Source organism: Deltaproteobacteria bacterium, assembly GCA_009930495.1.
Classification (GTDB): Bacteria; Desulfobacterota; Desulfovibrionia; order Desulfovibrionales; family Desulfomicrobiaceae; genus Desulfomicrobium.
Genome location: RZYB01000131.1, coordinates 1 through 7,568 on the forward strand (window position 1 = coordinate 1; position 7,568 = coordinate 7,568).

Here is a 7,568-nt window from a genome sequence, read left to right on the forward strand (position 1 = left end):
GCCGAAAACATTTTCGGCACGCACCTCAAACGCGAGGACGTGGAGCAGATCGAACCGGCAACCGTGTACGCTGGCCTGACCGTGAAGTTCTGATGCCGCCTGGCGGCGTGGCCTCGTGTCTCGGCCCGTTGTGTCCGGCCCGCCACGAAACGCGGCACTGGGTTCAGCGTGAAGTCCGCGCTGCGGGGGCATTTTTTGTCCGGGCCCGGATGCCCGTCCTGCTGGCTGGCTTGGCCGGGGCCTGGCGGGGCGTGCCACAACCAGGGCCATGGAGCTGGTGGCGGGAGAGGTGGGTTGTTCTCGCCGCCCTGGATTGTTTTTTGGGAGCGTTCGGGACGGGGATTGGAAGGCGGTGGTGGCGGTGGAGTGAAAAAAACAGCTTGCCAAGATGGGTACGGCTAAGTATTAGCCGCGTCTAAGTTTTTGGGCGTTCTTCGATGTCCCGACGTTGAAGGGTTGCTGCTTATCGCCTGGGAGATGTCGGTGCGCACCGACAAGGACCTGGCGGGCTGTTGGGAACGGTCATAAAAGTTAGAGATATCTAGTTTTATGGCGTCAGTTTTTACTTCAAAAGAGCCATCTTGGAAAATTTGGCCATTCAAACCCTGGGATTTTCTATTAGGAGTTACAATGACCACAACGCTTTCACTTCGAGCCATGCAGGTGGATCAAACCGGCGTCATCGCGGCGGTCAACGCCACGGGTGAATTGGGGCGGCGCATCCGCGACATGGGCCTTGTGCCCGGAACACCGGTGACCGTGATTGGGCGCGCTCCCTTGAAGGACCCGGTGGCCCTGCGCCTGCGCGATTTCACCCTGACCCTGCGCAGCAATGAAGCCGATTTCATTGTCGTTGGCGTGGATCCGCTGGAGGACCGGCCGTGATGAACGCGACCCTGGCCCTCATGGGCAATCCCAATTCCGGCAAGACAACCCTGTTCAACGCCCTGACCGGGGCCCGTCAGCATGTGGGCAACTATCCCGGCATCACCGTGGAAAAGCGCGAGGGACGGTTGGCATTGGGTGGCCTGGACATCAATGTGGTCGATCTTCCGGGCACGTACTCCCTGACCGCGTACAGCCAGGACGAGCTGGTGGCCCGTGATTTCCTGGTGAACAAGCGGCCGGACGCGGTGGTGGCCGTGCTCGATGCCACCAATCTCGAACGGTCCCTGTACCTGGTGACCCAGATTCTGGAATTGGGAACGCCCCTGATCATCGCCTTGAACATGATGGACGAGGTCCGGCGCAAGGGGGTTGGCATCGACACGGCCCGGCTCGCGGCCATGCTCGACACGCCCATTCTTGAATTGGTGGCCCGCACCGGCGAGGGATGCGACACGTTGTTGGGCGAAGCGGCGAGGCTCGTTCACGGTCCGAAAAAACGGGCCCCGTTGCATATTTCCTACGGCCGCGATCTCGATGAAACCCTGGAGAAAATGCAGGACATCATCGAAGCCGCCTGCTTTCTGGAAAACCGGTATCCGGCGCGGTGGCTGGCCCTGAAGTATCTGGAGAACGATCCGGCGATTCTTCTCCAGGGCGCGGCCGAGCCCGAGACCCACGAGCGGCTGCTGGGCGCGACACATTCCCTGGCCGCGCACTGTCGTAAAACCCTGAACGCCGACCCCGAGGCTCTCATCGCCGATTATCGTTACGGATACATCACGGCCCTCCTCAAGGACGGTATCGTCACCCGGCCGGACACCCAGACCCGGCGCGATTTCACGGACAAGCTCGACGCGGTCCTGACCCACCGTCTGGCCGGTCCGGTGCTGATGTTCGCCATCATCTACGCGATGTTCATGCTGACCTTTTCCCTGGGCGAGTATCCCATGGGATTGCTGGAAAGCTTTTTTGGCTGGCTGGGCGACACGGCCACGAATCTTTTGCCCGAGGGGTTGGTCGCGTCCCTGGTTGTTTCGGGCGTCATCGACGGCGTCGGCGGAGTGCTCGGCTTCACGCCGCTGATCATGGTTATGTTTTTCTTCCTCTCCTTTCTGGAGGACTCGGGCTACATGGCCCGCATGGCCTACATGCTCGACCGGGTTTTTCGCATGTTCGGCCTGCACGGTTGTTCGGTCATGCCGTTCATCATTTCCGGCGGCATTCCCGGCGGTTGCGCCGTGCCCGGCGTCATGGCCGCGCGCACCCTGCGCAGTCCCAGGGAAAAAATCGCCACGGTCCTGACCGCGCCATTCTTGAGCTGCGGCGCCAAGGTTCCGGTTTTTCTTCTTTTGGCTGCGGCCTTTTTTCCGGGTTCCGGCGCCGCCGCCTTGTTTTGGATCACCGCCGCCGGCTGGGTCGCGGCCCTGCTCGCGGCCCGCGTCCTGCGCTCGACCCTGATCCGGGGCGAGGCCACGCCCTTTGTCATGGAATTACCACCGTATCGCCTGCCCACCTTGCGCGGGTTGTGCCTGCACACCTGGGAGCGGGTCTGGCAGTACGTCAAAAAGGCTGGCACCGTCATCCTGGCCATTTCCATCCTGCTTTGGGCGGCCATGACCTTTCCCGGGCCGTCGGCGGAGCGGACCGCCATGTTCGAGGCCCAGCGCGCCGCCATCCAGGCCCCATCCTGGGACAATGACGCCGCCAGGGTGGACGCCCTGGCCGCCATCGACAATGCCGAGGTCCAGGACGCCCTGCGCGTGTCCGTGGCCGGGCGCGTCGGCACGGCCCTGGAGCCCGTGTCCGCGCCGCTGGGGTTCGATTGGCGGACGAATATCGCCCTGCTGGGCGGGTTCGCGGCCAAGGAAGTCATCGTGTCCACCCTGGGCACGGCCTATTCCCTGGGCGAGGTCGATCCCGAGGACAGCGGCGGCCTGTCGGCCCGGCTGGTCGCGGACCCGGCCTGGAACATGTGGACGGCGGTCAGCCTTATCGCCTTTGTCCTGCTCTATGCGCCGTGCTTCGTGACCGTGGCCGTCATCGGCCGGGAAATCGGGTGGCGCTGGGCCGCGTTCTCCGTGGGCTTCAACACGGCCCTGGCCTACGTGGTGTCCATGGGTATTTATCAGGTTGGCATCGCGCTGTAGATTGCCGGGAAAACAGGCCGCGAGGCCAAACCCCTCGTCGATTGGCCGTGGGAGAAGGCTGTTATGTCCTTCGTGCCTCATGCCGCGTCCGGGTGGATCGTGGTTCCACCCAGCGCGGCATGGCTGATCGTCCCTCCTGGCCAGTCCTGGACGGCGCCGCGCTTGACGGCACGAGCGCAAGTCGTCACTTTTGGTCCCCATGCTTCGCCTGTTGCCACACGAGTTGATCCGCTATTTTTTGGCCGCGCCTTTTCCCCATCTGACAACCATCAAGGCGTCCGGTCTGGCGCTTGCGTCCTGGGGAGAGGCCCGCGTGGTTTTGTCCCGGCCCGACGCCGATTGGAGCGGCTGGCTTTGGACGATTCTGGCCGTGCTGTTTGCCTGGGGCGTGATCCTGTGTCAGGCCGACGCCCTGTCCCGCTACCGCGAGTTCAAACGCGTGCGCCGCATGCTGGCCCGCCACGGGTTTTCTCCCCGCGTTTTTCGTCTCCTGGCGGCATCCCGTTGCCAGCGTGACGCGGCCTTGCTGGCCGCCTCCGAAACCGGCTGTCGGCCCCAGGCACGGGGCGTGTTTCGGGATCTGGGGTACCGGTGGTATCACATCCTGCCCGACGCCATTGTCGCCAATCCCTTCTTTTTCTTTCATCCCCGCTTTCTGCGCTCGACATTTCTTCCCCGAAAGCGTTCCTGAGGGCCGTTTATTCGGGAAACAGCGAGGTGGCATCCCGGCGTTTCCCGGGATCAGAATGGCCGTCCGTTCGTGCCTCCGTCCTTGGCGCGGGGCGGCGTTGTGTCGGACAGGCAGTCCCTGTTTCGAGGTCCGGCTTTGACCCTTTTTGGTGAGTCTGGTAGGAAACGGCATGCGTCAATTTTTGTGTTCATCCGGCCGCGTGGTCATGGCCTTGGTTGGAATCGTGTTCGCGATGGTCGTGGTGTTTTCGCCGCCGGCGCGCGCGGCGCGACCTGTCATGCGCATCGATTATCCGGAGTTCTGGCCCTTTTTTGTCCGCGAGGCGGATGGCGGGATGTCTGGCTTTTTTTATGAGATCGTGACCACGGCCCTGGATGAAATGGAGATCGCGACCGTCTGGAAGGCCTTTCCCTGGGGGCGTTGCCAGGCCAATGTCCAAAGCGGCGAGGCCGACGCCATGGTCACGGCGCCCACCGAGGAGCGCCTTCTGTACACCGTCACCCACGACGATCCGTTTTATCGCAAGGAACTCAAGATTTTTACCCGCGCCGACCATCCCCGGCGGCGGTTCATCGATGGCATCCGGACCATCGAGGATATCCGCATGGCCGGCCTTTCGGTCATCACCTATGTCGGCAATGGGTGGAACGAAAAGAACATTGCCGCCCGTGGCGTGACGACGTTCACCACGCCCCATCTGTCCAACGTCTGGCGCATGCTCGACCACAAGCGTGGCGACATCGTTATCGAGTGGCCCGGAGCGGCCTGGGCGGATATCCGGGCGGTGGGGGCGGAACGGACGGTTGTTGAAACCGGGGTGACACTTGATTCCATGCCGTTCCATCTGCTGGTCCGCAAATCCTCGCCCCACGCTGGCCGTCTCGCCGAATTCAACCGCATTATCCTGCGCATGCACCGGGATGGCACGGTCCGGCGCATGGTGGACGCCTACATCCAAACTTCCAGATAGCCGGCCATGGTCGTGGGCATTACCCGGAACGCATGGTTGCGCCGGGCCGCGACTGTTCCGCGTGAAAAAGCGGATGGCCCGGGATTCATGTTTTCGCGGCCACGTTTTTTTGGGGCGTGGCCGTTGTTCTTTTCGTGTCGCGGACGCGGAAACGAAAAAAGCGCCGAGGTGGCGCTTTTTTTATTGGAATGGACGAACTGCTGCGATTATTCCTCGAATTGTCCGGTGCGCAGCAAAACCAGGGTGCAGGCATGCTGCCAGGGGATGCCGGCCTGGTCCAGGACTGCTTGCAAGGGCTCGGATTCCGTGCCCGGATTGAGGATGACCCGGCCGGGTTTCAAGGCCACGATGGCGTCCAGAAGTTGGGCGCTGCGTTCCGGTCCGACGTAAAGGGTCAGGGTATCCACGGGCCGGCCGATGTCGGCCAGGGTCGGGGCCACGGGCAGGCCTTCGATTTCCTTGCGCCCCGGTGTGACCGGGATGACGTTATGTCCGTATTCCAGGAGCATGCGTACGGCCTGGTTGGAATACCGCTCGGGTTTGTGACTGGCCCCGAGTACGGCCACGGTCTGGGCCACGGTTCAGGCTCCTGCCTTGCGGCTGACCATGACCTTGGCCGGACGCAGCAGGCGTTCTTTCAGCATATACCCTTTTTGGAGCATCTGGCAGACCGTGTTTTCGTCCAGGTCGTCGCGTTCGACCTGGCTCATGGCCTCATGCCGGGCCGGATCGAAAGGCACGTCTAAATCCGCGATTTGTTCCAGACCATGCTTTTTCATGGTGTCGAGGAAGATTTTCATGGTCATTTCGACGCCCGTGACCAGATCCTTGCAGGCTTCGGACTGCTTGCCATGGGCCAGGGCCAGATCGAGGTTGTCGATGACCGGGATGATTTCCTCCAGGATGGCGGATGTCGCGAATTTGAAATACTCTTCTTTTTCCCGCAGCAGGCGCTTCTTGAAATTTTCACTGTCTGCCAGGACGCGCAGGTTTTCTTTTTTCAGTTCGTCGATATCGGCCAGGGCCTGGGCGTATTTTTCCTCCAGGGTGGGTTCCGGGGTTTCTTCGGCCGTCGCTCCCTCGGCGAGCACTTCGTCCGGGGCCTGGGCCTCGTTTTCCTTATGGGACATGAAAAACTCCTGCTCCTTGAAATATTTGAAAAGACGTTTCACGAATGATCCCTAGAACCGGGATTTGAGGCACTGACTAAGTATTTGGGCGGCAAAGTCAACCATGGGCAGGATGCGGGCGTAGTTCATGCGCACCGGGCCAAGCACGGCCAGGGCGCCCTGGGTCGAGGCATGGGCGCTGTAGGCCGAGGTGACCAGGGAGCAGCCGGAAACCCCGGCAACATTTTGATCCAGGCTGACAGAAACGGAAGCGCTGGACGCGGTTTTGTCCAGCAGTTCCAGCAATCGGGAGCGTTCCTCGATGAGGCGCAGCAGTTCCTGGATGGTTTCCAGGTCCGTGAATTCGGGCTGCGTTGCCAGATGGCTGGTGCCGCCGACAAAGACTTCGGGCTGTTCGTCCTCGGTCACGGCCTGGGCTGCCAGCTCCCAGGCCCGGCGATAGGCGTCCAGCGTGGCTTGGGCGTTGTGCAGCTGGAGCAGGATTTCGGCGCGAACTTCCCGGGTGGTCCGCCCGGTGAACAGGCTGTTCAGGAAATTGCCATAGTGGATCAGTTCATCGCTGCCGAGATTTTCATCCACCTGAATCAGGCGGTTGCTGATCAATCCCCCCTGCAGGACCAGTACGGCCATGACCATGCCCGGCCGGAGCAGAATGAAATCGATCTGCCGCCATCTGGCCAGGGTTTGGCGCGGGGCCATGACAACACAGACCTGGTTGGTCAGGGAGGACAGGGCCTGGGCTGCGCGTCGCAATACCTGGGGCAGTTCCGACGCGTCGGGCAGGATGTGCTCTTGCAGACGGGACCTGTCCCTGCGCGGAAGCGGGCAGATTTGCAGGACTTGATCCAAATAGTAGCGGAAGCCCTGGATGGAGGGGACGCGGCCGGCCGAGGTGTGGGGCTGTCGCAAAAAGCCCTTTTCCGTCAGACGGGCCATGGTTGTGCGCAAGGACGCCGGGCTCAGGCCCAGACCCGTGGCGATGGCCTGTGAGCCAACAGGTTGCGCCGTCTCGACATAGAGTTCGACCACTGCGGTCAGGACGGCTGTCTCGCGCTTGTTGAGGATCATGACGGGCAGTCTTCCCGTGAGAACAGAAATTCCCGCAGGGCCTGCACCCATGGCCGGGGCGTGATGCCCGTGGCTGCGGTGAAGGCATTCAGATCCAGGACGGAATAGGCGGGGCGGCAGGCTTTTTGCGGGTACTCAGCCGAAGTGATGGGCTTGATCCGGCAGGGCAGGGCCGCGCACTGCACGGCCTCCGTGGCCAGTTCGCACCAGCTGGCCCGGCCCGAATTGGCCAGATGAAACAGTCCTGTTGCTTCGCTTTCCACCAGGGCCAGGGAGTTGGCCGCCAGATCCGGCGTGTAGCTCGGACTGCCAACCTGATCATGAACCACGGACAGTTCCGGGCGAGTGGCGGCCAGTTCCAGGATGCGGGTCACGAAGTTGGTTTTGCAGGGGCCAAACAGCCAGGACGTGCGGATAATGAGCAGTTTCGGCAGGTTCAGGCCCAGGAGCTCGCGTTCGCCCTGGAGTTTGGTCTGTCCGTAGACCGAGCGCGGATCGGGTTGATCCTCGGTGGTGTAGGGACTTGTTTTTTTGCCGTTGAAAACAAAATCCGTGCTGTAGTGGACCAGGGACGCTCCCGTGGCCAGGGCTGCCTTGCCCAGGATGAGCGGCAGTTGGCGGTTCAGGCGGGCGGCCTCGGCCGGTTCGTCCTCGGCCTGATCGACCTTGGTGTA

8 protein-coding genes are annotated in these 7,568 nt (G+C 62.1%); 4 read left to right on the top strand and 4 right to left on the bottom strand.

Going from position 1 to position 7,568, the window contains the following annotated elements:
- The first annotated feature begins 630 nt into the window (after positions 1-630).
- The 4 genes from EOL86_10475 to EOL86_10490 all read left to right on the top strand — a co-directional run bounded on the left by EOL86_10475 (position 631) and on the right by EOL86_10490 (position 4,696).
- Positions 631-885 (top strand): ferrous iron transport protein A, encoded by a 255-nt coding sequence (locus tag EOL86_10475; GenBank protein NCD25996.1) that lies wholly within the window; start codon positions 631-633, stop codon positions 883-885.
- Positions 885-3,035, top strand: a complete 2,151-nt coding sequence (gene feoB, locus EOL86_10480) for a ferrous iron transport protein B (protein ID NCD25997.1) — start codon at positions 885-887, stop codon at positions 3,033-3,035. The genes EOL86_10475 and feoB overlap by 1 nt, the downstream gene beginning before the upstream one ends.
- Positions 3,036-3,234: 199 nt before the next feature.
- On the top strand, positions 3,235-3,726 hold the full coding sequence (locus tag EOL86_10485; protein NCD25998.1) for a hypothetical protein: 492 nt from the start codon (positions 3,235-3,237) through the stop codon (positions 3,724-3,726).
- A gap of 169 nt (positions 3,727-3,895) precedes the next feature.
- Complete coding sequence (locus EOL86_10490) at positions 3,896-4,696, top strand: transporter substrate-binding domain-containing protein (GenBank protein ID NCD25999.1); 801 nt, start codon at positions 3,896-3,898, stop codon at positions 4,694-4,696.
- Between the two features lie 206 nt (positions 4,697-4,902).
- Here EOL86_10490 and EOL86_10495 read toward each other — a convergent pair whose 3' ends face one another.
- The 4 genes from EOL86_10495 to EOL86_10510 form a co-directional block, all read right to left on the bottom strand.
- Entirely contained in the window at positions 4,903-5,274 is a 372-nt protein-coding gene (locus EOL86_10495) for a CoA-binding protein (protein NCD26000.1), read from the bottom strand.
- A gap of 3 nt (positions 5,275-5,277) precedes the next feature.
- Complete coding sequence (gene grpE, locus EOL86_10500; protein NCD26001.1) at positions 5,278-5,826, bottom strand: nucleotide exchange factor GrpE; 549 nt, start codon at positions 5,824-5,826, stop codon at positions 5,278-5,280.
- 51 nt (positions 5,827-5,877) lie between these two features.
- Complete coding sequence (gene hrcA / locus EOL86_10505; protein NCD26002.1) at positions 5,878-6,945, bottom strand: heat-inducible transcription repressor HrcA; 1,068 nt, start codon at positions 6,943-6,945, stop codon at positions 5,878-5,880.
- Positions 6,891-7,568 (bottom strand): NAD-dependent epimerase/dehydratase family protein (locus EOL86_10510; protein ID NCD26003.1); only part of this gene is annotated, 678 nt, incomplete at its 5' end. The genes EOL86_10510 and hrcA, both read right to left, overlap by 55 nt.

Coding starts and splice junctions, on each gene's coding strand:
- EOL86_10475 (NCD25996.1), top strand. CDS start 631: ATGACCACAACGCTTTCACTTCGAGCCATGCAGGTGGATCAAACCGGC.
- feoB (NCD25997.1), top strand. CDS start 885: ATGAACGCGACCCTGGCCCTCATGGGCAATCCCAATTCCGGCAAGACA.
- EOL86_10485 (NCD25998.1), top strand. CDS start 3,235: ATGCTTCGCCTGTTGCCACACGAGTTGATCCGCTATTTTTTGGCCGCG.
- EOL86_10490 (NCD25999.1), top strand. CDS start 3,896: ATGCGTCAATTTTTGTGTTCATCCGGCCGCGTGGTCATGGCCTTGGTT.
- grpE (NCD26001.1), bottom strand. CDS start 5,826: ATGTCCCATAAGGAAAACGAGGCCCAGGCCCCGGACGAAGTGCTCGCC.
- hrcA (NCD26002.1), bottom strand. CDS start 6,945: ATGGGTGCAGGCCCTGCGGGAATTTCTGTTCTCACGGGAAGACTGCCC.